The 26897-nt window shown below is 71.9% G+C and carries 24 protein-coding genes and 2 tRNA genes; 19 read left to right on the forward strand and 7 right to left on the reverse strand.

Going from position 1 to position 26897, the window contains the following annotated elements:
* The first annotated feature begins 10 nt into the window (after positions 1-10).
* The 4 genes from glp to N553_RS0115595 all read left to right on the forward strand — a co-directional run bounded on the left by glp (position 11) and on the right by N553_RS0115595 (position 3320).
* Entirely contained in the window at positions 11-1255 is a 1245-nt protein-coding gene (gene glp, locus N553_RS0115580; RefSeq protein ID WP_028047302.1) for a gephyrin-like molybdotransferase Glp, read from the forward strand.
* Positions 1252-1860, forward strand: coding sequence for a GNAT family N-acetyltransferase (locus tag N553_RS0115585; RefSeq protein ID WP_028047303.1), 609 nt, complete (start codon positions 1252-1254; stop codon positions 1858-1860). Before glp ends, N553_RS0115585 begins: the two co-directional genes overlap by 4 nt.
* Positions 1861-1960: 100 nt before the next feature.
* Entirely contained in the window at positions 1961-3181 is a 1221-nt protein-coding gene (locus N553_RS0115590; RefSeq protein ID WP_028047304.1) for a hypothetical protein, read from the forward strand.
* A 66-nt stretch (positions 3182-3247) separates the two neighbouring features.
* Positions 3248-3320, forward strand: a tRNA-Ala gene (locus N553_RS0115595).
* 65 nt (positions 3321-3385) lie between these two features.
* On the opposite strand, the gene N553_RS0115600 is transcribed toward N553_RS0115595, so the two are convergent.
* Positions 3386-3658 carry a GlsB/YeaQ/YmgE family stress response membrane protein gene (locus N553_RS0115600; RefSeq protein WP_028047305.1) on the reverse strand — a complete coding sequence of 91 codons (273 nt, stop codon included), beginning with the start codon at positions 3656-3658 and terminating at the stop codon, positions 3386-3388.
* 238 nt (positions 3659-3896) lie between these two features.
* On the opposite strand from N553_RS0115600, the gene N553_RS0115605 reads away from it, so the two are divergent.
* Positions 3897-5360 (forward strand): beta-N-acetylhexosaminidase, encoded by a 1464-nt coding sequence (locus N553_RS0115605; RefSeq protein WP_028047306.1) that lies wholly within the window; start codon positions 3897-3899, stop codon positions 5358-5360.
* On the opposite strand, the gene N553_RS0115610 is transcribed toward N553_RS0115605, so the two are convergent.
* Both N553_RS0115610 and N553_RS0115615 read right to left on the reverse strand, forming a co-directional pair.
* Positions 5357-5935: a hypothetical protein gene (locus N553_RS0115610; protein WP_028047307.1), complete on the reverse strand. Its 579-nt coding sequence runs from the start codon at positions 5933-5935 to the stop codon at positions 5357-5359. The genes N553_RS0115605 and N553_RS0115610 overlap by 4 nt on opposite strands.
* 292 nt (positions 5936-6227) lie before the next feature.
* Positions 6228-8015: a dolichyl-phosphate-mannose--protein mannosyltransferase gene (locus N553_RS0115615; RefSeq protein ID WP_034622854.1), complete on the reverse strand. Its 1788-nt coding sequence runs from the start codon at positions 8013-8015 to the stop codon at positions 6228-6230.
* A 70-nt stretch (positions 8016-8085) separates the two neighbouring features.
* Here N553_RS0115615 and rsmI point away from each other — a divergent pair, with 70 nt between their 5' ends.
* From rsmI to N553_RS0115670, 11 genes are all read left to right on the forward strand, one after another.
* Positions 8086-8937 carry a 16S rRNA (cytidine(1402)-2'-O)-methyltransferase gene (gene rsmI, locus N553_RS0115620; RefSeq protein WP_028047309.1) on the forward strand — a complete coding sequence of 284 codons (852 nt, stop codon included), beginning with the start codon at positions 8086-8088 and terminating at the stop codon, positions 8935-8937.
* A 62-nt stretch (positions 8938-8999) separates the two neighbouring features.
* A complete protein-coding gene (locus N553_RS0115625; RefSeq protein ID WP_028047310.1) occupies positions 9000-10076 on the forward strand; it encodes a sorbosone dehydrogenase family protein in 1077 nt (358 codons plus the stop codon).
* Between the two features lie 60 nt (positions 10077-10136).
* The gene (gene metG / locus N553_RS0115630; RefSeq protein WP_028047311.1) at positions 10137-11930 is read left to right on the forward strand and encodes a methionine--tRNA ligase; all 1794 of its coding nucleotides are present in this window, start codon (positions 10137-10139) and stop codon (positions 11928-11930) included.
* Positions 11930-12844, forward strand: coding sequence for a TatD family hydrolase (locus N553_RS0115635; protein WP_028047312.1), 915 nt, complete (start codon positions 11930-11932; stop codon positions 12842-12844). The genes metG and N553_RS0115635 overlap by 1 nt, the downstream gene beginning before the upstream one ends.
* Before the next feature lie 133 nt (positions 12845-12977).
* Positions 12978-14177: a ubiquitin-like domain-containing protein gene (locus N553_RS0115640; protein ID WP_028047313.1), complete on the forward strand. Its 1200-nt coding sequence runs from the start codon at positions 12978-12980 to the stop codon at positions 14175-14177.
* A 269-nt stretch (positions 14178-14446) separates the two neighbouring features.
* Complete coding sequence (locus N553_RS0115645; protein WP_231505298.1) at positions 14447-15790, forward strand: resuscitation-promoting factor; 1344 nt, start codon at positions 14447-14449, stop codon at positions 15788-15790.
* A 188-nt stretch (positions 15791-15978) separates the two neighbouring features.
* The gene (gene rsmA, locus N553_RS23045; RefSeq protein WP_051640244.1) at positions 15979-16917 is read left to right on the forward strand and encodes a 16S rRNA (adenine(1518)-N(6)/adenine(1519)-N(6))-dimethyltransferase RsmA; all 939 of its coding nucleotides are present in this window, start codon (positions 15979-15981) and stop codon (positions 16915-16917) included.
* Entirely contained in the window at positions 16914-17852 is a 939-nt protein-coding gene (locus tag N553_RS0115655; protein ID WP_028047315.1) for a 4-(cytidine 5'-diphospho)-2-C-methyl-D-erythritol kinase, read from the forward strand. The genes rsmA and N553_RS0115655 overlap by 4 nt, the downstream gene beginning before the upstream one ends.
* 50 nt (positions 17853-17902) lie before the next feature.
* Complete coding sequence (locus tag N553_RS0115660) at positions 17903-18253, forward strand: metalloregulator ArsR/SmtB family transcription factor (protein WP_028047316.1); 351 nt, start codon at positions 17903-17905, stop codon at positions 18251-18253.
* A 53-nt stretch (positions 18254-18306) separates the two neighbouring features.
* Positions 18307-18780, forward strand: a complete 474-nt coding sequence (locus tag N553_RS0115665) for an SRPBCC domain-containing protein (RefSeq protein WP_028047317.1) — start codon at positions 18307-18309, stop codon at positions 18778-18780.
* A 211-nt stretch (positions 18781-18991) separates the two neighbouring features.
* Positions 18992-20818 (forward strand): ABC-F family ATP-binding cassette domain-containing protein, encoded by a 1827-nt coding sequence (locus N553_RS0115670; protein ID WP_028047318.1) that lies wholly within the window; start codon positions 18992-18994, stop codon positions 20816-20818.
* A gap of 98 nt (positions 20819-20916) precedes the next feature.
* Here the strand turns inward: N553_RS0115670 and N553_RS0115675 are convergent, their stop codons facing one another.
* The 4 genes from N553_RS0115675 to N553_RS0115690 all read right to left on the reverse strand — a co-directional run bounded on the left by N553_RS0115675 (position 20917) and on the right by N553_RS0115690 (position 23878).
* Complete coding sequence (locus N553_RS0115675; protein WP_028047319.1) at positions 20917-21942, reverse strand: glycosyltransferase; 1026 nt, start codon at positions 21940-21942, stop codon at positions 20917-20919.
* Between the two features lie 167 nt (positions 21943-22109).
* Positions 22110-22556 carry a hypothetical protein gene (locus N553_RS23050; RefSeq protein ID WP_034622859.1) on the reverse strand — a complete coding sequence of 149 codons (447 nt, stop codon included), beginning with the start codon at positions 22554-22556 and terminating at the stop codon, positions 22110-22112.
* 191 nt (positions 22557-22747) lie between these two features.
* The gene (locus N553_RS0115685; protein ID WP_028047320.1) at positions 22748-23263 is read right to left on the reverse strand and encodes a MarR family winged helix-turn-helix transcriptional regulator; all 516 of its coding nucleotides are present in this window, start codon (positions 23261-23263) and stop codon (positions 22748-22750) included.
* A 9-nt stretch (positions 23264-23272) separates the two neighbouring features.
* A complete protein-coding gene (locus N553_RS0115690; protein WP_028047321.1) occupies positions 23273-23878 on the reverse strand; it encodes a TetR/AcrR family transcriptional regulator in 606 nt (201 codons plus the stop codon).
* A gap of 126 nt (positions 23879-24004) precedes the next feature.
* On the opposite strand from N553_RS0115690, the gene N553_RS0115695 reads away from it, so the two are divergent.
* From N553_RS0115695 to N553_RS0115705, 3 genes are all read left to right on the forward strand, one after another.
* Positions 24005-24076: transfer RNA gene (locus tag N553_RS0115695), tRNA-Gln, on the forward strand.
* A 158-nt stretch (positions 24077-24234) separates the two neighbouring features.
* A complete protein-coding gene (gene glmU, locus N553_RS0115700; protein ID WP_028047322.1) occupies positions 24235-25848 on the forward strand; it encodes a bifunctional UDP-N-acetylglucosamine diphosphorylase/glucosamine-1-phosphate N-acetyltransferase GlmU in 1614 nt (537 codons plus the stop codon).
* The gene (locus tag N553_RS0115705) at positions 25845-26828 is read left to right on the forward strand and encodes a ribose-phosphate diphosphokinase (protein ID WP_028047323.1); all 984 of its coding nucleotides are present in this window, start codon (positions 25845-25847) and stop codon (positions 26826-26828) included. The genes glmU and N553_RS0115705 overlap by 4 nt, the downstream gene beginning before the upstream one ends.
* The last annotated feature ends 69 nt before the right edge of the window (positions 26829-26897 follow it).

Here is a 26897-nt window from a genome sequence, read left to right on the forward strand (position 1 = left end):
CAATGCGCGCATGAGATCGGTGCAAGACCACCTGGCGGCAGTGCTCGCGGCCGTCGGGCCTGTGCCGCCGCTCGATGTCGTGCTGCACGACGCGGTCGGGTGCATCCTCGCGGCCGACCTGGTCGCGACGCACGATCTGCCCGCGCTGTCGGTCGCCTCACGTGACGGGTACGCGGTTGCTGCGCACGACACGTCGCGGTCCGGGTACGCGACGGAGACACCGCTCCCCGTCGCGCACGACGTGCGTCCCGGGCAGGGCGGCGCCCTGCGGCTCGTGCCCGGGACCGCGGTGCGGATCGCGTCCGGCGCGCCGCTGCCGATCGGTGCCGACGCGGTCGTCCCGCTCGAGGAGACCGACCGGGGCACTGCTCGGGTCTCCATGCAGCGTCCCGCGGTCGCCGGCCAGCACGTGCGGGCGGCCGGCTCCGACGTGCGTGCCGGAGACGTGGTGCTGGCTGTGGGAACGCGGCTCGGTGCCCGTCAGCTCGCGCTCGCGGCCGCGATGGGTCGGGGGCGGCTGCGGGTGCACCCGACACCTCGTGTCGTGCTGCTCTCCGTCGGCGACGAGCTCGTCGAGCCGGGCAGCACCGGGACGCGTCCGGGCGCCGTCTACGAGGCCGACGGGCACGCGCTCGAGGCGGCGGTCCGGGACGCCGGTGCCGCGTCCGTGCGGGTCGCCGCGCTTCCCGACGACCGTGCGATCCTGCGCGAGGCGCTCGAGGACCAGCTCGTGCGCGCCGACCTGGTCGTCCTGACCGGTGGGCTGTCCGAGCTCACGCACGACACGGTCAAGGACGTGCTCGCCCCCTTGGGCACCGTGCGGCTCGACCAGGTCGCGATGACGCCCGGCTACCGGCACGGCTTCGGCGCGATCGGCGGCGAGGGCTCGGACTTCCAGCAGGACCGGGCCGTCCCGATCTTCGCGCTGCAGGGCCACCCGGTCGCCGCGCAGGTGTCGTTCGAGGTGTTCGTCCGTCCGGCGCTCCGAGCGATGGCCGGCCACACCGAGGTGTTCCGTCCGTCGGTCGCCGCGGTGGCGGAGACGGGGTGGCTGTCACCTCCGGGGCTGCGACAGTTCGTGCCGGCCACCGTGCTCGGCTCACCCGACGAGGGATACCGACTGGTCCCGCTCGGGGACCCCTCCGAGCCCAGCATCAGCGCGCTGGCGCACGCCAACGCGCTGGCCGTCGTCGGCGAGACCGACCTGACGGTGCACCCGGGGCAGACGATCCACTGCCTGGTGCTCGAGGGATGACCGCCGTCGGGTGGCCGGCGGTCCTCGTCGACGGCGACGTGCGGCTGCGCCCGCTGAAGCGTCGTGACCAGAACGCCTGGATGGATCTGCGTCAGATCAACGCCGGCTGGCTCGAGCCCTGGGACGCCACGAGCCCGGTCCCGGTCAGTGGTCCGCGGCCCTCGTTCGGTTCGTTCGTGCGCACCCTCAGCTCGCAGGCCCGGGCGGGCACGACGCTCCCGTTCGCGATCGACCTCGCGGGTGAGCTCGTCGGACAGCTCACGGTGTCGTCCATCACCTACGGGTCGCTGCGGTCCGCCGCGATCGGCTACTGGGTGTCCGAGCACGTCGCCGGACGCGGCATCACCCCGACCGCGGTGGCGCTCGCCACCGACCACTGCTTCGACGTCCTGCACCTGCACCGCGTCGAGATCAACATCCGTCCCGAGAACGGCCCGTCGCTCCGCGTGGTGGACAAGCTCGGGTTCCGTGACGAGGGCCTGCGGGTGCGGTTCCTGCACATCCAGGACATGTGGTGCGACCATCGGACCTTCGCCCTGACCGTGGAGGACGTCCCCGAGGGGCTTCTCCCGAGGTGGCACGCCCGCCGCGCGTCGAGGTCGTAGCGCTGCCGCGGCGGCGGCCTGCACGTACACCGGGTGAGAGGTCTCCCGACACGCCGCGACCGTCCCCAGAACCCCGCGGTCCGCCACCTACCGTCAGGACGTGAACGATCTCGCAGGACCGGTCGCGCTCGCGCTGGTCGGCCTGTGGGTGGCCTACCTGGTGCCGCACAAGCTGAGGCACCGGCAACAGCTGCTCGAGTCCCGGGCGGACGACCGGTTCTCCGAGGCACTTCGTGTGGTCGCGGTGACGTCCCGCGGCTCGCGGTCCTCGGCGGTGCCCGCCGGAGCGACGGCAGCCAGCAGTACCGCGGGGCTACTGACCCCGGCCAAGGGGCTCCCGGTGCAGATCGGGCGCGCGACAGGAGGCACCACCGTGGACCGACCGCACGGCACCCAGGACCGGATCACCGCTGACGCCGCGCGCCGGGCCGCCCAGGCTCGTGCCGCTCGTGCCGCAGCGGTGGCTCGCCGTGCGGCCGCAGCGCGTCGTCGTGCCGTCCTGGCCGGCCTGCTCCTGCTGGCGACCGTCGGCGGATGGGTCGCCGTCGCGGTCGCGCCGAGCATCGGGTGGGTCGCCGGAGTCGTGCCGACCGTCCTGCTCAGCACCGTGCTCGTGCTCGGTCGCCGCGCCGTGCTGGCTGGTCGTGAGGCGGACGCCGAGTGGGAGGCGCGCATCGCCGACGAGCGCCGCACGGCATCTGCCCCGCGCACCGGTGCCCAGCGCGCCGTCGCGACCGCTTCTGCTGCGGCCCGCTCGGGCGCGGCGACCGCGCCCGCCGCCGCAGCGCGTCCGACCGCGACCTCCGCCGAGGCGGCTGCTCCTGCCGCACGGTCGGCGAAGGGTCAGACGACCGCCCAGCCCAGCACCTCCGCCGCGGAGCACCACGAGCCGACGCTCTCCTTCGTGACCGGTCGCGCGGTCCACCCGTCCGACGCGAGCACCGAGGTGTTCGAGCGCATCGTCGAGGACAAGGGTGAGACTGGCGGGCTCGCGCGGCACTCCACGGGAGCCATCCCGGTCGTCCGTCGCTCCGCGCTCACGGAGCCGGTCGCACAGGTCGACACGTCCGGTGACGCCGCAGCGACCGAGGACGAGGCCTGGTCGCCGGTCCCGGTTCCGCGCCCGACGTACACGATGAAGGCGTCCGCGCCCCGTCGCGAGCCGGCTCCGCTCGAGAATCTCGAGGGCTCGACCGCGGTCCGTGCGGCATCGGAGGACGCCACGGCCGAGGAGCGCGCCCCGCTGGAGGCTCCGGTCGAGACGACGGGCAGCATCGACCTGAACGCCGTCCTCGCCAAGCGCCGCGCCGCCGGGGAGTGAGCGCGCTCGGCCGACTCGCGATTTCGCGAAGCGAGCGGCCGTGGTGTTAGTCTTTAGCCCGCTCGCGGGGCTGTGGCGCAGTTGGTAGCGCGTCTCGTTCGCAATGAGAAGGTCAGGGGTTCGAATCCCCTCAGCTCCACCCGCAGACGACGGCGGCCCCCCTCGGGAGGCCGCCGTCGTCGTGTGTGCGTGTGGGTCGGCGACTTAGAGGATCGACCGCCGACGGCGACGGCCAGAGACGGCCGCCACGAACACCGCGGCCAGTCCGACCTGCAGCGCGACCTCGATCCAGTCGACGCCGCCGGTGTCGCGCACGCCGATCAGGGTCGCCAGCCAGGTGCCGACGAGCGCCGCCACGATCCCGACGAGAAGGGTCACCAACCACGAGATCCGCTGCTTCCCGCGGACGAGCAGCCGGCCGAGGATGCCCACGATGGCGCCGATGAGGATGGCGCTGAGAAGGCTGTGCTGAGTCATGGTCCAGCTCCTGTTCGAAAGAGGGTCCCCCCACGACAAATGACGAAGATAGGGGGCGATGCGCCACACCGCTCGTCGAACCTGGGACTCAAGCCGTGGTCGCTGTGGTCGATGTCATGGGCAGGAGCTCGCGCTGGTGACTCCGCCGTTCGTGGGCGACACCCGGGGGCCCACGTCCAGTAGCGTTTCCCCGGCCACCGAGCCACACCGAGCCACGCCCCCCGACACGAGGAGCCACGTGCCCGCCGTCCCTGCCCTCATCCCGAAGCCCGCGCGCCTCGAGGCGACCGGCGGCGACCCGTTCGTGATCTCCGAGTCCACGACCGTGGTGGTGAACGGTCGGCCAGACCTGATCGGGATCGCGGTCCTCGCAGCCGACCTCCTCGGCCGTGTGACGGGCCGCTCGATCGAGATCCGCTACGCCGAGTCCGACGCGCCCGACGTGGTCCGCCTGCGACTGACCACGGCCGACGGCGAGGGTGACGAGTCGTACAAGCTCGTGTCGAACGCGGGGCGGGTAGACCTCGAGGCGCGCTCGCCGGCCGGTCTCGTCCGCGCGATCGTCACGTTGCGCCAGCTGCTCACCACCGCACCGGACGGCTCGCTGCGGGTTCCTGCCGTGGTCATCGAGGACGCGCCGCGGTACGCGTGGCGGGGTCTGTCCATCGACGTCGCACGGCACTTCGTCGCCAAGCGTGACCTCAAGGTCATCATCGGGCTGATGGCCCACTACAAGCTGAACGTGCTGCACCTGCACCTCACGGATGACCAGGGCTGGCGTCTCCAGGTGCGCTCGCGCCCGCAGCTGACCCGGCTCTCCAGCGGCACGTCGGTCAACGGCGACCCGGGCGGCTTCTACACGGCCGACGACTATGCGGACATCGTCGCCTTCGCGTCCGTGCGCGGGGTCCGTGTGGTGCCCGAGATCGACGTCCCCGGGCACGTCAACGCGGCGACGCACGCCTACGGCAACCTGACGCCGAGCGGCGAGCCGACCGACGTGTACACGGGTATCGAGGTCGGGTTCAGCCGTCTCTACGCGGACCTGCCTGCCACGGGCGACTTCCTGCGCGAGGTGTTCGCCGACGTCGCCGAGATGACGCCCGGCGACTACGTGCACATCGGTGGCGACGAGGTGCTCACCATGGAGCCCGCCGAGTACGCGACATTGGTCGCTGCCGCCTCGGACGCGGTCCGGGCGGCCGGGAAGAAGGTGGTCGGCTGGCAGGAGATCGCCAGCACACCGCTCGAGCCCGGCACGGTCGTGCAGTACTGGGACACGCGTGTCGACCCTGCGCCGTTCGTCGCTGCAGCCGAGGCGGGAGCACTCCTGCTGATGTCGCCCGGCTCCAAGGCCTACCTCGACATGAAGTACGACGCCAGCACGCCGCTCGGGCTCGAGTGGGCGGGCCACATCGAGCTCCGCGACGCGTACGACTGGGAACCGTCGACGCTCGTCCCCGGGGTCCCTGCGGAGTCCGTGATCGGCGTCGAGGCGGCGATCTGGACCGAGACGTTGCGTGACCTGCCCGCACTCACGTCGATGCTGCTGCCGCGGCTCGCGGCGATCGCGGAGGTCGCGTGGACGGAGCCCGAGCAGCGCGACTGGGAGGACTTCCGCACCCGCGTCGTCGGCCAGGGTCCGTTCTGGGACCGCCTGGGCCTCTCGTGGTACCGCAGCCCGCAGGTGGACTGGCGCTAGGCGACCGCTGAACCCTCGCTCGCCGGCACGGCCGACCCGGATCCGCCCGCGGCGAGAGGGTCTGCGACCCGACGACGACGACCGCGACCCGTCCACCAGCGACCGCCCCCGGCACCGAGAGCACCCTCACCGACCGCCGCGAGCACCAGGACGAGGGGACCGCCGACCGAGTTGCCCCCGAGGGCCTGTGCGAACGCGATCATCACGGGGCACAGCACGGCACCTACCAGGGCGAAGACTGCGACATGCGTCCACTCCCGGCGCTGACGGCGGAGCAGGTGCGCGGTCAGCAGGCCGGCCGGCCACCCGACGAGCATGACGGGGATGATCGCGACGACCCAGGCCATCCCGGCGTACACGGACCCGCCGACGGCCGCGCGCAGACCTTCGCCCACGAGGCCGTCGTTGGCGCCGCGGAGCCCTGCCACGAGGCCGACGACCGCCACCGCGGGGATGTTGACGACAGCGAGCACGCCGAGGCAGCGCAGGCAGACCTCAAGGATCGCGCGCGGTCCGCGCACCGCACCGGCGTCGACGGGCTCCGCAGCGGACGTGATCGCGGTCGGGGCGGTCATCGGGCACCTGCCGGCACCGTCAGCTGGCCCGCAGGGCGGACGTGGTCAGCGGCTCCGGCGGAGCGGCGCGGGTCGTGGAACACGGCGCGGATGCGCGAAGGGGAAGCAACCCTGTCGTCGGCCATGCGAAAAGTCCACCACGTCCGGGCGCCCGCTTTGACCGAGTGTGTTCCGATTCACCGGGTCGGCAGCGCGCCTCCACGCTGTGGTTCTCCACGCGGGTTCCTCGTCACCGGGCTCCCGTCCGCCACGACGCAGACGTGACGAACAGAGCAAGGTTCCCGGGCGCGGTCTAGATCCAGGTCTGCAGCCACATGTGCATGTGCCAGAACGTGTACGGCACCACCCATGCCGACCAGATCGGGTAGAAGAACGCGCTGACCAGCACGATCAGCCCCACGAGCACCCCGGACCCGATGATCGCCCGACGCCTGCCGACGGGTTCGAGGTCCTTGGGGCCGACCACCAGGCCGATCACGTAGGTCAGCGTGAGGCAGACCCAGGGCGTGAACACGATCGCGTAGAACGTGAAGATCGTGCGGTGCTCGTACAGGAACCACGGCAGCCAGCCCGCGACGATCCCGGACAGGACCGCACCGGCACGCCAGTCGCGGTACCGGATCAACCAGACGACGGCGACGAGGATCGCGGCCGTCGCGCACCACCACAGGATCGGGTTGCCCAGTGCGGTGATCGCCTGTGAGCAGCTCGACGCGCCGCACGCGTCCTGTGCCTGCTGCCCGGTCAGGCCGGAGGTCTCCGTGGGGTAGAACATCGACGTCGGACGCCACTGGACGATCCAGCCGAGCGGGTTCGCGGCGTAGGAGTGGGGCGTCTCGAGGCCGTTGTGGAACGTCCACATGTCCTGGTGGTACTTCCAGAACGACCGGAGCGCTGACGGCAGCCACTGGACGCCTTCACCGGGGTTCTGCACCGCCCACTGCCGCCCGTACGACTCCGGGTGCGTGAACCAGGTCCACCAGCTGCCGACGTACACCGCCAGCGCGACGAACACCATGGAGACCCCGGCGATCAGCCCGTCCTTGACGATCCCGGCCCAGAACCAGTCCTGGACGCCCGCGGTGCGCCTCGCGGTGACGTCCCACGCCACACTGAGCAGCCCGAACACCGCCAGGAAGTACAGCGCCGACCACTTGGTGCCGAGCCCGAGCCCGAGCAGCACCGCTGCCGCGAGACGCCACCACCGCACCCCGAGGCCGGGACCCCACCCGAGCCAGCGACCGGCGTCGAGCGCGGCCGCCGTCCGCTCGGCGAGCCTTCGCCGCGCCTGGTCGCGGTCCAGCAGGAGCGCCCCGAACGCCGCGAGCATGAAGAACATCAGGAACGGGTCGAGCAGCGAGACCCTCGACAGCACGATCGCCTGACCGTCGACGGCGAGCAGGAGGCCCGCCACCGTGCCGAGCGCGGTCGACGCGAACAGCCGTCGGCCGATGCGCGCGATCATCAGCACCGCGAGCGTGCCGCAGACCGCCGCGGACAGACGCCACGCGGTCGAGCTCTCGATCCCGCCACCGACGTGGATCCCCAGCGCGATGAGCCACTTGCCGAGCTGCGGGTGCACCACGTACTCGCCGCTGGTCCCGAGCCCGCTCACGTCGCCGGCCTCGAACGCGGGGTTGGGCTTGTCGCCCCAGTTGGCCTCGTAGCCCCTGACCAGCAGCGACCATGCGTCCTTGACGTAGTACGTCTCGTCGAAGACGAGCTTGTGCGGCCGACCGAGGTCCCAGAACCGCAGCAGCGCGGCCAGGAGCGTCACGCCGAGCGGCCAGAGCCACCCTGTGAGGCGTGCGCGGGGACCGTCGTCCAGCGTGAGCGTGTCGGTGCCCAGCAGAAGTCTCAGGAGGCGCGGCCGGTGCTCCTCGGGCTCGTCGGGCTGGCCTCCGGTGTCCTCGGGCAGCTCCATCGTGGCGACAGGTGGCGCTCCGGTGATGCCGTCGGCCGCCCGACCATGCTGGGGGGAGTCGCCTGTCGGTGGGCTTGTCGGGTTCTCCGGCGGGCCGGCATCGGCGTCGGGTGACGGCGTAGCGGCGTCGTCTTCGATGGGCGGCACGCCCGTCATCGTAGGGGCGGCACCTGTCGGCACGTGCTGAGAAGCCAGGGCCGGTCCCGACAGGTGGCAGGCTGACCGCGTGGATGCTCCTGCCCCCGGCCGGCTCGTGCTGGCAGCGACCCCGATCGGCAACACCGAGGACGCCTCGGCGCACCTCCGCCGGCTCCTCGAGCAGGCTGACGTCGTCGCCGCCGAGGACACGCGCCGGCTGCGGGCCCTCGCCGCGCGGCTGGGCGTGGTCATCGGTGGCCGGGTGGTCAGCCACCACGAGCACAACGAGGAGTCGTCGTCCGCGGACCTCCTGGCGGTGGTCGCCGGCGGCGGAACCGTCGTCGTCGTCACCGACGCCGGCATGCCGGCCGTCTCGGACCCGGGCTTCCGGGTGGTGACCGCTGCGGTCGCCGCAGGCCTCGCCGTCACGGCGGCGCCCGGCCCGAGCGCGGTGCTCACCGCGCTCGCTCTGTCCGGCCTTCCGACCGACCGCTTCTGCTTCGAGGGCTTCCCACCACGCAAGCCTGGGGAGCGCCTTCGCACCTTCGAGCTCCTGGCCGACGAGCGCCGCACGATGATCTTCTTCGAGGCGCCGCACCGCCTCGACGACACGCTCGCTGCGATGTCGTCGGCGTTCGGTGCGGACCGGCCGGCAGCCGTGTGCCGCGAGCTGACCAAGACGTACGAGGAGATCAGACGGGGGCCGCTGGCCGACCTGGTCGCCTGGGCGCAGGCCGACCAGGTGCGCGGCGAGATCGTCGTGGTCGTCGGTGGTGCGTCGGGCGCGGTGGAGCTGTCGACCGCGGACCTCGTGGCAGAGGTCCTGTCTCGCGCGGACGCGGGGGAGCGGCTCAAGGAGGCCGTCGCGGACGTCGCCGCGGCGGCCGGGGTGCCGAAGCGGGACCTCTACGCTGCTGCGCTGGCCGCCCGGTCCCGCTGAGGAGCACGGCCGCTGATGGCTGCCCGGCGTGCGGGCCCGCGGCCTGCGTGCTGGGCTGAGGGATGGCTCGCGGAGGGCTCGTTCTCGCTGTGCTGGTCGGCCTGCTCTGCGGGTGCTCGGCCGGGCAGGCCACCGTTGCGAGCCCGACGGGCAGCACCGGCTCCGTGACGGACGTGGTCACGGACCTGGAGGCACCGTGGGGTCTCGCCTTCCTGGCGGACGGGCGCGCCATGGTGACGCTGCGCGACGCCGCCAAGATCGTCCTGGTGACCGCCGACGGTGACGTGACGGCCGTGACCGGACCGGGTGCGGACCAGCTCGCCGACGTCGTCTCACCCGGTGGCGAGGGCGGGCTGCTCGGAGTCGCCGTGCTCGGCGAGGCGTCGTCGGGCGGCACGGACGTCGCCGTCTACGCGACGACCGCCGACGACAACAGGGTGCTGCGCGGAACCCTGGAGGGCGACGAGCTGGGCGAGCTGACGCCGATCGTCACCGGAATCCACAAGGCCGGCAACCACGACGGCGGTCGGTTGGCCGTCGGCCCGGACGGCTTCCTCTACGTGACCACGGGCGACGCCGGTGAGCGGTCGAACGCGCAAGACCCCGGCAGCCTGAACGGCAAGATCCTGCGCGTCACCTTCGACGGCAGTCCGGCGCCCGGCAACCCGACGCCGGGCAGCCCGGTGTGGAGCCTCGGGCACCGCAACGTGCAGGGCCTAGGCTGGGCCGCCGGCGGGCGGATGTTCGCCTCCGAGTTCGGGCAGGACACCTGGGACGAGCTGAACCTGGTCGAGCCGGGTGGCAACTACGGCTGGCCGCTGGTGGAGGGAGTGGGGGACGACGCCCGCTTCGTGGACCCGCTGGCCACGTGGGCGACCAGCGACGCATCCCCGAGCGGTCTGGCCGTCACGGACGACGCCGTCTACCTTGCGGCGCTGCGCGGTGCACGTCTGTGGCGTGTCCCGCTCACCCGGGACGGTGTCGGCACGCCCGAGGCGCTCCTCGTCAGGGAGTACGGCCGCCTGCGTGCGGTCGAGGTCGCGCCGGACGGGTCGCTGTGGGTCCTCACGAACAACACCGACGGACGTGGAGAACCGCGCCCCGACGACGACCGGATCCTGCGGGTGAGCGTCGGCTGAGCGCGCCCGGCATCCGTCGTGCGGGGTGGTCGGGCGCGGCGCTCACCTAGGATCGGGCCCATGTCCCGCATCCTCTCCGCCGTCGCGTGGCCCTACGCGAACGGCCCCCGCCACATCGGTCACGTCGCAGGCTTCGGTGTCCCGTCGGACATCTTCAGCCGCTACATGCGCATGGCGGGCCACGAGGTGCTGATGGTCTCGGGAACCGACGAGCACGGGACGCCGATCCTGGTGCTCGCCGAGCAGGAGGGGGTCAGCCCGCAGGAGCTCGCGGACCGGTACAACCGGGTCATCGTCGAGGACCTGACCAACCTCGGGCTGTCCTACGACCTGTTCACACGCACGACCACGCGCAACCACTACGCGGTCGTGCAGGAGATGTTCCGCACGGTGCACAAGAACGGCTACATGATCGAGCAGTCGACCATGGGGGCCATCTCACCGAGCACCGGACGCACGCTGCCCGACCGGTACGTCGAGGGCACCTGCCCCATCTGCGGCTACGACGGCGCTCGCGGTGACCAGTGCGACAACTGCGGCAACCAGCTCGACGCGATCGACCTGATCAACCCGCACAGCCGGATCAACGGCGAGACGCCGAAGTTCGTCGAGTCGAACCACTTCTTCCTCGACCTGCCGGCGTTCGCGTCCGCACTCGAGTCCTGGCTGCGCACCCGGACCGACTGGCGCCCGAACGTCCTCAACTTCTCGTTGAACCTCATCGACGACCTGCGCCCGCGGGCCATGACCCGCGACATCGACTGGGGCATCCCGGTGCCGCTGGAGGGGTGGGAGAGCAACCCGAACAAGCGTCTGTACGTGTGGTTCGACGCCGTCATCGGCTACCTCTCGGCCTCGATCGAGTGGGCTCGCAGGTCCGGTGACCCGGACGCCTGGCGCCCGTTCTGGAACGACCCGACCGCCCTGAGCTACTACTTCATGGGCAAGGACAACATCACCTTCCACTCGCAGATCTGGCCGGCGGAGCTGCTGGCCTACGACGGCGGCGGCACCCGCGGCGGTGCGCCGGGGCCCTACGGGAAGCTCAACCTGCCCACCGAGGTCGTGTCGTCGGAGTTCCTGACGATGGAGGGCAAGCAGTTCTCGTCGTCGCGAGGCGTGGTCATCTACGTGCGCGACGTGCTGTCCCGGTACCAGCCGGACGCGCTGCGCTACTTCCTCAGCGTCAACGGTCCAGAGAGCCAGGACTCGGACTTCACGTGGGCGGACTTCAAGACGCGTACCAACACCGAGCTCGTGGCGGGCTGGGGCAACCTGGTCAACCGCACCGCGAGCATGATCGCCAAGAACTTCGGCGAGATCCCCGCCGCCGGTGCGCTTCAGCCGGTGGACGAGGCGCTCCTCTCGACGACCGCCGCGGGCTTCGGGAAGGTCGGAGAGCTGCTCGGGGGGCACCGCAACAAGGCGGCCATCGGCGAGGCGATGCGGGTGGTCCAGGAGGCCAACCGGTACATCTCCGAGACCGAGCCGTGGAAGCTCACCACGGACCGTGACCGCCTGGGCACGGTGCTGCACACGGCGGCGCAGGCGGTCAGCGACGCCAACACGCTGCTCGCCCCGTTCCTGCCGCACTCGGCGCAGCAGGTGCACGAGACCTTCGGCGGCACGGGCACGTTCTCGCCGCTGCCGCGCATCGAGGAGGTCACCGACCTGGACGACTCCTCGAGGGCCTACCCGATCATCACGGGGGACTACGAGCTCGGTCGGACCGTGGCCGCGTGGGCCTCCACGCCGCTGGTGGCCGGCACACCGGTCGCCAAGCCGACGCCGGTGTTCACCAAGCTCGACGACTCGATCGTCGAGGAGGAGCTCGAGCGGCTCCGGCAGGGCTGATGGCGCGCTCTCGATCCCAGGACCGCGGCTGGCCCGCCGCCCCGGAGCCGTTGCCGTTCCCGGTCGTCGACAACCACACGCACCTCGACTCGGTGGTGACGTGGCAGGCGGACGGTTGGGACGGGTCGACGTCGGTCGACGCCCAGCTCGAGCGTGCGGCGTCCGTGGGCGTCACCCGGATGGTCCAGGTGGGCTGCGACCTGGCAGCGGTCGACTGGACGTCGTCGGTCGTCCGGTCGTCGGGAGCGCTTCTCGGTGCCGTGGCGATCCACCCGAACGAGGCCGTGCGCCACGCCGGCATCCAGGAGGTCGCCGCCGACGGGCTCGAGCCCGAGGTCCCGCACGAGACCGGCCTGGACGACGCGATCGCCCACGTCGCGTCGGTGGCGCGCGGCAACGACCGCATCCGGGCCATCGGCGAGACGGGCCTCGACCACTTCCGCGCCGGACCGGCCGGTCGTGCGGTCCAGCGCGAGTCGTTCCGTGCGCACATCGCGCTGGCCAAGGAGCTGGGCCTCGCCCTGCAGATCCACGACCGCGACGCGCACGACGACGTGGTCGAGGTCCTGCTCGCCGACGGGGCGCCGGACCGCACGGTCTTCCACTGCTTCTCGGGCGATGCTGACCTGGCGCGCCTCGCGGTGTCGCACGGCTGGTTCCTCTCCTTCGCGGGTCCGGTCTCCTTCGGCGCCAACGAGTCGCTGCGCGACGCCGTGCGAGTGGTCCCGCCGTCCCTGCTGCTCGTGGAGACGGATGCCCCGTACCTGACCGTGCACCCGTTCCGGGGCCGGCCGAACGCGCCGTACCTCCTGCCCGGGACGGTCCGCACCGTCGCCGAGGTCACCGGGCGGTCGGTCGAGGACGTGTGCGTGGGTGTGGCGGCGACGTCCGAGGCGGTCTACGGACCGTGGTGACGCATATGTCCCAGAAACCGCGGCGTCGAGGTACCGCAACTCGGACGCCGGGTTTCGGGGATCATCACGGATCGGTTACGGTCGGACCGCCGTCCAGGACGGCGCGACCGTCCCAGGACCGAGGAGCAGCAGCGTGACAGACGCCGAGGCGCGTGCGACGAGCCGTCGCAGCACCCCTCGGCGACGCCTGACACGGCTCGTCTCGCAGGCCGCGGTGCTCGCGGTCGTGGCCGGGGCGACGAGCGCCTTCGCGGTCCTGCACAAGCAGGTCACGGTGGACGTGGACGGCCACCCGGTGCAGGTCGAGGCATTCGGTCGGACCGTCTCCGACGTCCTGGCCAGCGGTGGGATCGCGGTCGGTGACCGGGACCTCGTCGCTCCTGCGCTCGGCGAGCCCATCGCGTCCGAAGGTCAGATCGTCGTCCGGCACGGTCGCGACCTCGACGTCGAGGTCGACGGATCGGTCAGCAGAGTGTGGACGACGGCGCTCACGGTCGGCGAGGCTGTGGACGGGCTGGGGCTGCGGGACGACGACGTCCGCCTGTCGGCGTCGCGCTCCGCGGCGCTCACCCGCGAGACGCTGCGGGTCTCGACGAACAAGACGATCCATCTCGTGGTCGACGGGCAGGTGATCGACGGCGTGAGCAGCGCCGCCACCGTCCGAGACTCGCTCAAGGACATCGGCCTCGTGCTCGAGGAGGGCGACCAGCTGTCGGTCCCGCTCGACGCGACCTCGGTGGACGGCCTCGTGGTTCTGGTCACCCGCGCGAGCACGAGCGGTGAGACGGTCACGGAGGCCGTCCCGTTCGAGTCCCAAGAGGTTGACGACCCCAAGGCGATCAAGGGCACCAAGGTCATCGCGACCAAGGGCAAGGCTGGCGTCCGGACCACGACGTACGAGCTCGAGGTGGTCGGGGGAGTCGTCACCGGCCGCACGCCGATCGCGTCGGTGATCACCGTCCCGCCGGTCACCCAGGTGACCAAGGTGGGGACCCAGGAGCTGCCCGACCCGTCCGTCGTCATCGTCGAGCCAGGCAGCGCGCAGGAGATCGCCAAGGGCATGGTCGCGGCCCGCGGCTGGGGTGACGACCAGTTCGCCTGCCTCGTCGCCCTCTGGAACGCCGAGAGCGGCTGGCGCGTCAACGCGGGCAACAAGTCCTCTGGCGCGTACGGCATCCCGCAGGCCCTCCCGGGCTCGAAGATGGCGTCGGCAGGGGCCGACTGGATGACCAACCCGGCCACCCAGATCACGTGGGGTCTGGGCTACATCGAGGGCCGCTACGGCACCCCGTGCGCCGCCTACGCGAAGCACGAGTCCTCGGGCTGGTACTGACCGTTCGCATCGGTTGACCGCCGACTTCACCAGATCTCCTCGTTTGCCGTCGCGGGCCTCCTGACGTGCACTGATGCACCGCCGACCCGCATGATCACGCCGATCTGACAGCCGCACGCTTGGCTTTTTGGTCACGGGACGGTTACGGTCGTGGCGCTCCGTACATCTGGACAACGGCCCACATCGGCCGTCGCCGGTCGCGCGGAGCCGACGGGGCCCGCCATCGGCGGGCCGCCGTGACGGCCGGATCGGGGATCCGGGACCGACGGTTGACACCTCCCTCCAGGTGTCTGGACGAGCAGCTCGAAGGCTCACCGGCGGGTGTCGCACAGCGGCACGACCTGCACCCCGTGCCCGGGCACCTCGACGGCTGGAGCCCTGTGCAGTTCTCGACCCTGAACCCTTTCGCGCGCGCCAGCGCCGCCTCCGAGACCTCCCCGGACGGCGTGGCCAGCACGTCACCTGACGAGTCGAGCGCGAAGGGCCATCGGTCGATGCGCTCCCGGGCGCTGCCCGTCTCGGCAGCGGCCCTTGCCCTCGTCCTCGCGGGCGGCACCGCCGCGTTCGCGCACGCCCAGAAGACCGTCACGCTGGACGTCGACGGCGACGTCACCAAGGTCACCACGTTCGCCGGCTCGGTCGAGGGTCTCCTCGACGCGCAGGACGTGTCGGTCGGCGCACGGGACGACGTGAGCGCGACCGGTGCTCTGACCGAAGGTGCCGAGGTCGTGGTGCGTCACGGCCGCCAGGTCACCGTGGCGGTGGACGGCCAGGAGACGACCCTCTGGACGACCGCACTGTCGGCCGACGACGCGCTCGAGACCCTGTCGGCGCGAGGCCAGTCCGTCGCGCTCATCGCGTCGCGGTCCGCCGGGCGTGCCGAGCTTCCGCTGGACCTGGCCGTGAACGGTCCGGCCGAGGTGCTCGTGGACGGCAAGACGCTTGCGGTGCCGGATGCCGACACGACGGTCGCCCAGGCGCTCGAGGAGCTCAAGGTCACGCTGCAGCCGCTGGACCGGGTCTCCGTCCGGCACGCCGAGACGGGCCGTGTGCAGGTCGTGGTGAACCGCGTGGTCGAGCAGGACGTCACCTCGACCGTCGAGGTCCCCTTCGCGTCGAGCGAGCAGGACGAGCCGTCACGCTACGTCGGTCAGAAGCGCGTCCTGACGGCTGGTGCTCCCGGGGTGCGCACGGTGGTCGACCACGTCACCACGGTGGACGGCGTCGAGACGGCACGCGTCACGCTCAGCGACACGGTGACCCAGGCGCCCGTCGACGAGGTCGTGGGGGTGGGCAGCAAGGCGCGCCCGGTCGTCCCGAAGACTCCCGCCGCTCCGGCGACGGGCAGCCCGGTGGCGGCCGGCGGGTCTGCGGACTCCCTCAACTGGGCCGCGCTCGCCGCCTGCGAGTCCGGGGGGAACCCCACCTCGGTGTCCGGCAGCGGGAAGTACTACGGCCTCTACCAGTTCTCCGTCGGCACGTGGGGAGCCGTAGGGGGCGCCGGCCTGCCTTCCGAGGCATCGGCCGACGAGCAGACGGCCCGCGCGAAGATGCTCTACAACCGCTCGGGTGCGGGCCAGTGGCCGCACTGCGGCCCGCGTCTGTTCAGCTGAGCAGCACTAGCAGCGAGGCCCTCGTCCGGTTCCGGGCGGGGGCCTCGTGGCGTTCCCGGAACCGACCGGCGCCGGCGTCGCGGCGGCTCTCGGCACCGACCGGCGCCGGCGTCGCGGCGCCTCTCGGCACCGACCGGTGCCCGCGTCGCGGCGCTGACGGTCCGGGGAACTCGCCTAGGCTCGGGCGCATGTCGAGCATCGAGCTGCTGAGCGCTACGGAGATCCGTGGGCTCGCGGCCCGTGCCGGGATCCGGCCCACCAAACAGCTGGGGCAGAACTTCGTCCTGGACGGCGGGACGGTGCGCAAGATCGTCCGGCAGGCCGACGTCCTCCCGGGGGACCGCGTGGTCGAGGTCGGCCCCGGGCTCGGTTCGCTGACGCTCGGGCTGCTCGACGCGGGCGCCGACGTGGTCGCGGTCGAGATCGACCCTGTGCTGGCGCGGCTGCTGCCCACGACGGTTCTCGCGCACGTCCCCGGGCTCTCGCTCGTGCCGGCACCCACCGACGACGCCCCTGTCGTCCTGCGTGACTCCGAGGGTCGGGATCGGCTGACGATCGTGCTCTCCGACGCGCTCGAGGTGCGCGCCCTGCCCGGCCCGCCGCCGGTGGCTCTCGTGGCGAACCTGCCCTACAACGTCTCCGTGCCCGTCCTGCTGACGTTCCTCGAGCGGTTCGAGTCGATCCAGCGTGTCCTCGTCATGGTGCAGGCCGAGGTGGCCGACCGCCTGGCTGCTCCACCCGGAAGCCGCACCTACGGTGTCCCGTCCGCCAAGGCCGCCTGGTACGCGTCGGCCCGCCGGACGGCGACCGTCGGGCGCACGGTCTTCTGGCCGGCGCCGAACGTCGACTCGGCCCTGGTCCGCTTCGACCGTCGTGAGCCGCCGACCACGAGCGCGTCACGCGAGCAGGTCTTCGCGGTGGTCGACACCGCCTTCGCGCAGCGTCGCAAGATGCTCCGGTCGGCGCTCGCGACGTTCGCCGGCTCGCCCGACGCGGCCGTCGCTGCGATCGAGGCCGCGGGCGTCGACCCGCAGGCGCGTGGTGAGGTCATCGACATCGCGGCGTTCGCGCGGATCGCCGCGGCCCTTGCTGCACGTTCGGACGAACCTGGCAGGGTGGAGGCGTGACTCTGACTCCCGTAGCGCCACTGCCCGAGCACGAGGTCCGGGTCCGCGCGCCGGGCAAGATCAACCTGTCGCTGCGTGTCGGCCCGCTCGAGGCGGACGGCTACCACCCCGTCTCGACCGTGTTCCAGGCCGTGTCGGTCTTCGAGGAGGTCGTCGCGACGCCCGCCGCCGACCGGACTCTCACAGCCAGCGGACCGCAGTCCGAGCGTGTCCCCACGGACTCGACCAACCTCGCGCTGCGGGCGGCCAGCCTGCTCGCGGAGCGGGCGGGCATCGACGACGGCGTGCACCTCCACCTGCACAAGGGCGTGCCGGTCGCCGGCGGCATGGCAGGTGGTTCAGCCGACGCGGCTGCCGCGCTGCTCGCGTGCGACGCCCTGTGGCGCACGGGGATGAGCCGAGACGACCTTCTCGAGCTGGCCGCCGAGCTGGGGGCCGATGTGCCGTTCGCGCTGTCGGGCCACACGGCTGTGGGGTCGGGCCGCGGCCACCTGCTCACGCCGGCACTGAGCCGGGGCGAGTTCCACTGGGCGTTCGCCGTGCAGGACCGGGGACTGTCGACCGCCCGCGTGTACGGCGCGTTCGACGAGCTGGCCGACGCGCCACAGGTGCCCGACGCCGAGGACGACGTGCCGCTCATGCAGGCGCTGCGCGCGGGGGATCCTCGTGCGCTCGGCGCCGCTCTGCACAACGACCTGCAGCTCGCTGCGTTGTCGCTCGACCCTGGTCTGGCCGAGCCGCTCGCGGTCGCGCAGGACGCGGGTGCGCTCGGGGTCGTCGTCTCCGGCTCCGGTCCGACGGTCGCGGCCCTCGGTCGTAGCCGTCAGCACGCACTCGTGCTCGCCGCGGCGTTCACCGCCTCCGGCGTGGCCGACCGTGTGCTGACCGCTGCAGGACCGGTCGCGGGCGCGCGCATCGTGAGCTCGACGGACTGAGTTCCTCTTCTGCTCTTGACATCGCTTCCCGAGCGCCGATACTTAAGTACATGCTTAACAATGGCGATCTGGACAGGGTCTTCAAGGCCCTGTCCGACGCGACCCGCCGGGCGGTGGTCGAGCGCCTTGTCCGCGGGCCGGTGTCGGTCAGCCAGCTCGCCGAGCCGTTCGCGATCTCGCTCCCGGCCGTCCACCAGCACCTCGCGGTGCTCGAGGACGCGGGGATCGTGACCTCCCACAAGATCGGGCGCGTCCGCACCGTCCAGCTCACCCCGGGCGCCCTCACACCGGCGGGGGACTGGATCGGCCACCAGAGGCTGCCCGCCGAGCGGCGGTTCGACCGCCTCGGGGCGTTCCTGGCCGGGCCACCGCCGTCCCCGGTCGAGCCGCCGCACCTGTAGCACGACAGCACACCAACGCCGGCTACTCGTCGGCCATCTGAGAGGAGCTCACCATGTCCACGAACACCAGCACCGACAGCACGGTCGCCCACGCCACCTTCGTCGTCGACCGCACGTTCGACGCGTCGCTCGAGAGCGTCTGGGACGCGTTCGCCGTCCCGGAGCAGTTCAGGCAGTGGTTCGGCGCAGACGACAACTTCACGGCCACAGAGGAGTCCGACGACTTCCGCGTCGGTGGCGGAGCCGTCCAGGACGGGAAGTGGCACGACGGACCGACCAGCCGTTACGTCGGCACCTACACCGACATCGTCGACAAGCGGCGGATCGTCTCCACCTACGACATGTGGATCGCGGGTGAGCACCTGTCGACGTCCGTCACGACGACCGAGTTCGCTCCCGTCGACGGGGGCACGCGCGTCACGTACACCGAGCACGGCGTGTTCCTCGACGGCAAGGACGACGGATCGCAGCGCGAAGGCGGCTTCGCGGGCATCTTCGACGCGCTCGCCGCCTACCTTGCTCGTTGACCTCGCTCGCTGAACTCGCTCGCTGACCTGGACGACCGCACCTCGCGGCGGCGGATCCCCCTGCGGTCCGCCGGCGCGAGGTGTGGTGGTCTCGGGCGTAGCCCTGGTCGGGCACGGGTCGGACGCTAGCCCGCAGGTCAGCGGCCTGGTGGGGGCTCGGGTGGAGATGCTGTCGAAGACCTGTGTGCGTCTGCGGGTAGCCTTCACGCCGATGGCTCACCTACTCGGCGCGGACCGCGTCACGCTCACGCTGGGAACCCGGACGCTGCTGGACGAGGTCTCCCTCGGACTGGACGACGGCGCCCGGATCGGCGTCGTCGGCCCCAACGGCGCCGGCAAGTCGACCCTGCTGCGCGTCCTGGCGGGTCAGCAGGCGCCCGATGCGGGCCGCGTGACCCGAGCGGGCGGCGTGCAGGTCGCGGTGCTGGACCAGCGCGACCAGCTCGCACCAGGCCGCACCGTGCTCGACGTGGTGCACGGGTCGGCCGACGAGCACGAGTGGGCAGCCGACTCCCGGATCCGTTCGGTGCACGCCGGCCTGCTCGCGGACGTATCGCTCGACACGGCGGTCGACTCCCTGTCCGGGGGGCAGCGCCGCCGGGTCGCTCTTGCTGCGCTGCTCGTTCGTGACGAAGAGATCCTGGTCCTCGACGAGCCGACCAACCACCTCGACGTCGAAGGGGTCGCGTGGCTCGCCGAGCACCTGGTCGAGCGCTTCGGTCGCGGGCAGGGCGCGCTCGTCGTCGTGACGCACGACCGCTGGTTCCTCGATGCCGTGTGCACGCGCACCTGGGAGGTGCACGACGGCGGCGTCGACCAGTACGAGGGCGGCTACGCGGCCTACGTCCTGGCGCGCGCCGAGCGAGCCCGGAACGCGTCGACGACCGAGGAGAAGCGCCAGAACCTTCTCCGCAAGGAGCTCGCGTGGCTGCGACGCGGTGCGCCCGCGCGGACGTCGAAGCCGAAGTTCCGTCTCGATGCCGCCGCGGAGCTGATCGCCGACGAGCCCCCGCCCCGTGACCAGCTCTCGCTGACGCGGATGGCGACCGCGCGGCTCGGCAAGGACGTGCTCGACATCGAGGACGCGTCGGTGGTCTACGGCGAGCGCACGCTGCTGCACGACATCACCTGGAGGCTCGGCCCCGGCGACCGGGTCGGCCTCGTCGGCGTCAACGGTGCCGGCAAGACGACGCTGCTCCGTCTGCTGTCCGGTCGGCTCGAGCCCACCACGGGCCGCGTCAAGCGGGGCAAGACCGTGCAGGTCGCCGAGCTGCGCCAGGACGTCGAGGACCTCGACGAGCTCGCGAACCTCCGGGTGGTCGAGGTGATCGAGCGCGAGAAGCGGTCCGTCGTCGTGGGCGGCAAGGAGCTCACCGCCGCGCAGCTCGTCGAGCGCCTCGGGTTCACCCGTGAGCGCTCCAGCACGCCGGTGCGTGACCTGTCCGGCGGTGAGCGGCGACGGCTGCAGCTGCTGCGGCTCCTCGTCGGCGAGCCCAACGTGCTGCTGCTCGACGAGCCCACCAACGACCTCGACACCGACACCCTGGCCGCCCTCGAGGACCTGCTCGACGGCTGGCCCGGGACCCTCATCGTCGTCTCGCACGACCGCTACCTGCTGGAACGGGTCTGCGACCGCCAGATGGCTCTGCTCGGCGACGGCCTGCTGCGCGAGCTCCCCGGGGGAGTCGAGCAGTACCTCGCCCTGCGCCGGACCGCGATCGCAGCCGGTGGCTCCGTGACGTCGGTGCTCGACGCCCGCCCGACGGCACAGACGGCGGACGAACCACCGTCCGAGGCCGCGGTGCCGGTTCCCGCCCGCTCGGAGGCCGAGCTGCGCACGGCGCGCAAGGAGATCGCCCGCATCGAGCGCCGGCTGTCCCGGATCGCCGACCAGGAGTCCGCGCTGCACCTGAAGATGTCCGAGCAGGCGACGGACCACCAGGCCGTGCTCGCCCTGGACTCGGAGCTGCGCGCGCTCGCCGTCGAGAAGGACGAGCTCGAGACTGCCTGGATGGAAGCCGCCGAGATCGTCGGCTGACTGAGGGCTGCACAGGGCTGGCTCGGGGCTGCACGCTCCCGGGCGCGCACCGAGTCGGTCTCAACCTGCTGTCCACGACCGACGGTCCCGGCCGGAGCTCAGGCGACGCTCGCCGCTACCTCTGCCGGGCGGACCGACCTGAGCGGCTGCACCAGGTCGAGCAGGATGTCCTTGCGGCCACGGGACACCCGCCCGTAGGCACCGGTGCGCGCCTCACGCAGCACGACAGGTGCTCGTCGCAGCCTGTTGACCGGAAGGCCGGACCGCACCCGCTGGTGCCGCAACCGCTCCTGGGCCAGGTCGAACGCCCAGTCGGCGACGTGCGGGCGAACTGCCTGCAGACCCGTCATCAGCATCTCGGACTGCGCCAGGAGGCGACGGTTGCGGTCGGATCCCGGCGCGAAGAGCATGCGGGTCTTCTCGGCGAGGCCCCGTCGATGCACCCCGCCGCCCAGGTTGGACTGGTGGACCCGGTACTGCAGCCCCGGGCGAGCGTCTAGCGCCGCGCCACCTGGCATCGCCGCGCCCAGCAGGCCGTACCAGGAGTCGTAGTACCCGCCGGCCGGGATGGGAGGGCAGAGGTCGAACAGGGAGCGGCGGAACGCGGCCGTCGCTCCGTGGGCCAGGAAGCGCCGGACCAGCACCCGGAACGCCTCCCCCCGGGCATACAGATCGCGCTCGCCGGCGGTGAACGACCCCGTCGCGAACAGGGACTCGGACGTCACCGCACCGTGCTCGTCGATCACCTGCGCCTCGCAGTGCACGAACTGCAGCGGGGGGTCGGCCGAGAACATCTCCGCCACGTGCTCGAAGCGCTGCGGCAGGCACACGTCGTCGTGGTCGCACGCGACGACCACGTCGCCCGAGCACGCCGCCAGGATGCGCGCCATGTTCGGCGTGACCAGCAACCGTTCCGAGGGGAGCACGACGCAGTCGATACCGAGGGCCTCGGCGCGTCGGACGCCGTCCGCGATCACGTCCACCGTGCCGTCGGTCGAGCCGGCGTCGCCGAACACGATCTGCTGCGGCAGCACCGTCTGCGTCAGGATCGAGTCGATCTGCAGGGGCAGGTAGCCGACGGCGTTGTAGCTGCTGAGCGCGACCGACAGGGTGACGTCAGGCATGCGCGCCGGCCTGCAGGCGAGTGCGAAGCAGCACCATGGGGTTGCGCACCGGGACTCCCGCGATCGAGTGAGTCGTGACACTAGCCGGTCGGTGCTGGCCTATCAATACCGCCATCGCGGGGCACACCGGACGACCGGATGCCCCGCGATCGCGCGGTCCTGCAGCTCTACCAGCGGGGCGTCTCGGGGGTGCCGGGAGCCTGGGGGCCGCCGTCCACCGGCGGGTATCCCTGAGTCTGCTGGGGGGCCTGGCCCCACGGCGCCGGCTGCTCGAACCGCGACGTGTAGGGCGTGGTTCCGTAGGCGGCCGGGGCCGCGACGGGCGGGTAGCCGCCGCCGTAGGGGCCCTGCGCGGAGCGCAGAAGCCGCAGCTCGGCCTCGATCGGCCACTCCTTGAAGACGAACATGATCATGACGACGAGGTTCGCCACCGGCACGAAGCACAGCGCCGCGTACCAGCCGGAGTAGCCGGCCTTGCGGGCGATGCGCACGTAGCAGTACACGCCGAACGCGATGAGCGCCGCGTAGAACAGCACCATCACGGCGATGAGGCCGAACGCCAGACCCGCCGCCGGCTCGGTCTGGTTGTACGGGTCGACCACAGCCTGGATCACTGTCGGTACCACTCTCTTCGAATGCCCGTCGAGGGCGCATGCCCACGGTGCGGGCCAGGGAACAGGCCACGCGCGCGCGACCCGAGGGCATCGGAACCCGAGCGCGCACTTTACACACGGCGCCTTCCGCCGACGGTGTTTGTCCCGATCGACGACCCGAACGGCTCAACGCCGCACGGACCGCGCGTCCGTCACGACGCGTCGAACGGGGCGACGACCTCGCGGAGCAGAGCCGCGAGCCGTTCGCGGTCGCTCTCGTCCAGGTCGCCGAGCAGTCCACGCTCGACGTCGAGCAGGTCGGCGAACGCTGCGTCGACCCTCGCCAGGCCGGCGGGCGTGAGCTGCACGAGCACGCCGCGGCGGTCGTCCGGAGCCGGGAGCCGCTCCACGAGGCCGTGCTCGGCCAACCGGTCGATGCGGTTGGTCATGGTCCCGCTCGTGACGAGTGTCTGGGTCAGCAGAACGCCGGGCGACAGACGGTACGGGGACCCTGCGCGCCGCAGGGCCGACAGCACGTCGAACTCCCACGTCTCGAGGTCGTGTCGCGCGAACGCGGACCGTCGCGCAAGGTCCAGGTGCCTGGCCAGCCGGCTGACGCGTGAGAGCACCGTCAGCGGACGGACATCGAGGTCAGGTCGCTCGCGCTGCCAGGCGGCGACGATCCTGTCGACCTCGTCCCGCGCGCCGCTGCGATCCGAGGGAGCCATACCGCGAGATTACTCGACGTCGAGAGAAGTCAGGGTCGGGCGTCGCTCCAGGCCGGACAGGCCGTTCCACGCCAGGTTGACCAGGTGCGCGGCGACCTGGTCCTTGCTGGGTCGGCGTGCGTCGAGCCACCACTGCCCGGTGAGCGCGACCATGCCGACGAGCATCTGCGCGTACATCGGGGCGGTCTTGGGATCCTGCCCCTGCTGCTTGAACTGGTCCGCGAGCAGGTGCTCCACCTGGGTGGCCACGTCGCCGATCAGGCTGGAGAACGTGCCCGTCGCCTGGGCGACGGGGGAGTCACGCACGAGGATCCGGAACCCGTCCTCGGAGGTCTCGATGTACCCCAGCAGTGCGAGGGTGGTGCGCTCGACCAGAGCCTTCGGGTGCCCGCCCTCCTCGAGGGGTGCGCTGAGAGCGCGGGTCAGGGCCTGGATCTCCCGGTCGACGACGACCGCGTAGACACCCTCCTTGCCGCCGAAGTGCTCGTAGACGACGGGCTTGGAGACCTCTGCGCGTGCCGCGATCTCCTCGACGCTCGTGCCGTCGAAGCCCTTCTCGGCGAACAGACGGCGCGAGACGTCGAGCAGCTGCGCTCGGCGCTGCGTCCCGGTCATCCGGGTCCGGGCTGCGCGCTTGGGGTCGGTGGCCACGCGCCCATCATGCCGGGTGGCGGCCGCGCACCCCGTGCAGAACCAGGGCGCGGTCCCTGGCAGACTTGCGCTGGCGGCTCGGACCGCCGGTCCGCCCTGGTGTAACGGCAGCACGCCGGCCTTTGGAGCCGTGCAGTCCAGGTTCGAATCCTGGGGGCGGAGCCCGCTCGATCTCTCAGGGGAGGCGACGAAGGCTCGGGCCCGCAGGGGCCGGCTCGTCGTGCACCGGCAAAGACCGCCTCCGGGCGACGGTAGAGTTGCGGCTGCGCACGAGATCCGCCGCCCGACCTCCCGGGCAGATCCGCGAGGAGCCCTCCCAGGTGACGTTCCCCCGCCCAGCCGCCGTCGTCGTCCTCGCAGCAGGTGAAGGAACGCGGATGCGCTCGGCGACACCCAAGGTCCTGCACACCCTCGCCGGCCGCAGCATGCTCGGCCACGCGCTCGCCACGGCTCGCGCACTCGACCCGGGCCGCGTGCTCGTCGTCGTCCGGCACGAGCGCGAGCTGGTCGCGGCGCACGTCGCCGACGTCGACCCGCAGGCGCTCCTGGCCGACCAGGACGAGATCCCCGGCACGGGCCGCGCCGTCCAGGTCGCGATGAGCGCCCTCGACGCCGCGGCGCAGGCCGCAGCAGCCGGCGACCAGCAGATCGGGTCGGCTACGTACGCACAGGTCAGCGGTGCCGTCGTCGTGATCGCCGGAGACGTGCCCCTGCTCGACGCGGCCACGCTGCACGAGCTGCTCGAGGCGCACCACGCGGACGGGAACGCGGTCACGGTGCTCACCACCGAGGTCTCCGACCCGACGGGATACGGCCGGATCCTGCGCGAGCCCGGAACGGGTGACGTGCTGGGCATCGTCGAGGAGAAGGACGCCGACGAGAGCCAGCGCGCGATCGCCGAGATCAACTCCTCCATCTACGTGTTCGACGCAGGGGTCCTGCGCGGCGCGCTCGGTCGGCTGGGCCGCGACAACGCGCAGGGCGAGGTCTACCTGACCGACGTGCTCGCGATCGCGCGGACCGACGGCGGCCACGTGCGCGCGCTGCGCACCGACGACCCTGTGCTCGTCGAGGGCGTCAACGACCGCGTGCAGCTCGCGGTCCTGCGTGCCGAGATGAACCGGCGGATCCTCGAGGACTGGATGCGCGACGGCGTGACCGTCATCGACCCGGCGACCACCTGGGTGGACGTCGACGTCGAGCTCGAGCGGGACGTGACGCTCCTGCCCGGCACGCAGCTGCACGGCGCGACGGTCGTCCGCGAGGGCGCCACGGTCGGCCCCGACTCGACGCTGACCGACGTCGAGGTCGGTGCCCGCGCCACGGTCGTGCGCACGCACGGGAACCTGGCGGTCATCGGCGCGGGAGCCAGCGTCGGCCCGTTCGCCTACCTGCGCCCCGGCACCGTGCTCGGCGACGACGGCAAGATCGGCACCTTCGTCGAGACGAAGAACGCGCAGATCGGCACCGGCTCCAAGGTCCCGCACCTCTCTTATGTGGGTGACGCGACGATCGGCGAGCACACGAACATCGGCGCGGCCTCGGTCACGGTCAACTACGACGGTGTGAACAAGCACCGCACGACGATCGGCTCCTACGCCCGCACGGGCGCCGACAACATGTTCGTCGCCCCGGTCACCATCGGGGACGGCGCCTACACGGGCGCCGGCAGCGTCATCCGACGGGACGTGCCCTCGGGTGCGCTCGGCGTGAGCGCCGGCCCGCAGCGCAACATCGAGGGCTGGGTCGCGCGCTCACGTGCCGGTACGCCTGCTGCCGCGGCGGTCAAGCGCCCGGCGGAGCGGGACGACCTCTCACCGCAGGCGCGCGCCGAGCTCGGGCGTGCCGCGTCAGCCGCGGAGTCGGCGTCGCCGACACCCCCGCCCGCCGTGCCCTCTGCTTCGCCCACCGACACGAAGGACTCCGCACGATGACCGGGATCGTCTCCACGGACGGCGAGAAGCGCCTGGTCCTCCTCTCCGGACGCGCGCACACCGACCTGGCGAACAGCGTTGCCACGCACCTGGGCATCGAGCTGCTGCCGACCACCGCGTACGAGTTCGCGAACGGCGAGATCTACACGCGCTTCGGGGAGTCGGTGCGCGGTGCGGACACGTTCGTCCTGCAGTCCCACGCGTCGCCGATCAACACCTGGATCATGGAGCAGCTGCTCATGGTCGACGCCCTGAAGCGCGCGTCCGCGAAGACCATCACGGTCGTCGCACCGTTCTACGGGTACGCGCGCCAGGACAAGAAGCACCGCGGGCGCGAGCCCATCTCTGCGCGACTCATGGCCGACCTGTTCAAGACGGCAGGCGCCGACCGCCTCATGAGCGTCGACCTGCACGCCGCGCAGATCCAGGGCTTCTTCGACGGACCGGTGGACCACCTGTGGGCCATGCCGATCCTGACCGACTACGTGCGCAGCCGCGTCGACACGTCCAACGTCACGGTGGTCTCGCCGGACGCCGGTCGCATCCGCGTCGCCGAGCAGTGGGCCGCGAAGCTGGGCGGCGGTCCGCTGGCGTTCGTGCACAAGACGCGCGACATCCGCAGCCCGAACAAGACGGTCGCCAACCGCGTGGTCGGTGACGTCGAGGGCCGCAGCTGCGTGCTCGTCGACGACCTCATCGACACCGCCGGCACGATCGCCGGCGCCGTTCGGGTGATCCTGGAGGCCGGTGCCAAGGACGTGATCGTGGCCGCGACGCACGGCGTGCTGTCCGACCCGGCCGCCGAGCGTCTGCAGGGCTGCGGCGCACGCGAGGTCGTCATCACCGACACCCTCCCGATCGCCGACGAGCGCCGCTTCCCCAAGCTGACCGTGCTGTCGATCGCCCCGCTGATCGCGCGCGCCATCCGTGAGGTGTTCGACGACGGCTCGGTCACGTCGCTCTTCGACGGGCAGGCCTGACGCCTTCGTGGGGTTGGGAGCACCGACCTCGCTCGGGTAGACTCTTCAGGTTGCCTCGGCGAGGGACGA

Source organism: Cellulomonas sp. URHE0023, from assembly GCF_000688475.1.
Classification (GTDB): Bacteria; Actinomycetota; Actinomycetes; order Actinomycetales; family Cellulomonadaceae; genus Cellulomonas.

Coding starts and splice junctions, on each gene's coding strand:
- glp (WP_028047302.1), top strand. CDS start 11: ATGAGATCGGTGCAAGACCACCTGGCGGCAGTGCTCGCGGCCGTCGGG.
- N553_RS0115585 (WP_028047303.1), top strand. CDS start 1,252: ATGACCGCCGTCGGGTGGCCGGCGGTCCTCGTCGACGGCGACGTGCGG.
- N553_RS0115600 (WP_028047305.1), bottom strand. CDS start 3,658: ATGACTCAGCACAGCCTTCTCAGCGCCATCCTCATCGGCGCCATCGTG.
- N553_RS0115610 (WP_028047307.1), bottom strand. CDS start 5,935: ATGACCGCCCCGACCGCGATCACGTCCGCTGCGGAGCCCGTCGACGCC.
- N553_RS0115615 (WP_034622854.1), bottom strand. CDS start 8,015: ATGACGGGCGTGCCGCCCATCGAAGACGACGCCGCTACGCCGTCACCC.
- N553_RS0115625 (WP_028047310.1), top strand. CDS start 9,000: ATGGCTCGCGGAGGGCTCGTTCTCGCTGTGCTGGTCGGCCTGCTCTGC.
- metG (WP_028047311.1), top strand. CDS start 10,137: ATGTCCCGCATCCTCTCCGCCGTCGCGTGGCCCTACGCGAACGGCCCC.
- N553_RS0115635 (WP_028047312.1), top strand. CDS start 11,930: ATGGCGCGCTCTCGATCCCAGGACCGCGGCTGGCCCGCCGCCCCGGAG.
- rsmA (WP_051640244.1), top strand. CDS start 15,979: ATGTCGAGCATCGAGCTGCTGAGCGCTACGGAGATCCGTGGGCTCGCG.
- N553_RS0115660 (WP_028047316.1), top strand. CDS start 17,903: ATGCTTAACAATGGCGATCTGGACAGGGTCTTCAAGGCCCTGTCCGAC.
- N553_RS0115665 (WP_028047317.1), top strand. CDS start 18,307: ATGTCCACGAACACCAGCACCGACAGCACGGTCGCCCACGCCACCTTC.
- N553_RS0115670 (WP_028047318.1), top strand. CDS start 18,992: ATGGCTCACCTACTCGGCGCGGACCGCGTCACGCTCACGCTGGGAACC.
- N553_RS0115675 (WP_028047319.1), bottom strand. CDS start 21,942: ATGCCTGACGTCACCCTGTCGGTCGCGCTCAGCAGCTACAACGCCGTC.
- N553_RS0115685 (WP_028047320.1), bottom strand. CDS start 23,263: ATGGCTCCCTCGGATCGCAGCGGCGCGCGGGACGAGGTCGACAGGATC.
- N553_RS0115690 (WP_028047321.1), bottom strand. CDS start 23,878: ATGACCGGGACGCAGCGCCGAGCGCAGCTGCTCGACGTCTCGCGCCGT.
- N553_RS0115705 (WP_028047323.1), top strand. CDS start 25,845: ATGACCGGGATCGTCTCCACGGACGGCGAGAAGCGCCTGGTCCTCCTC.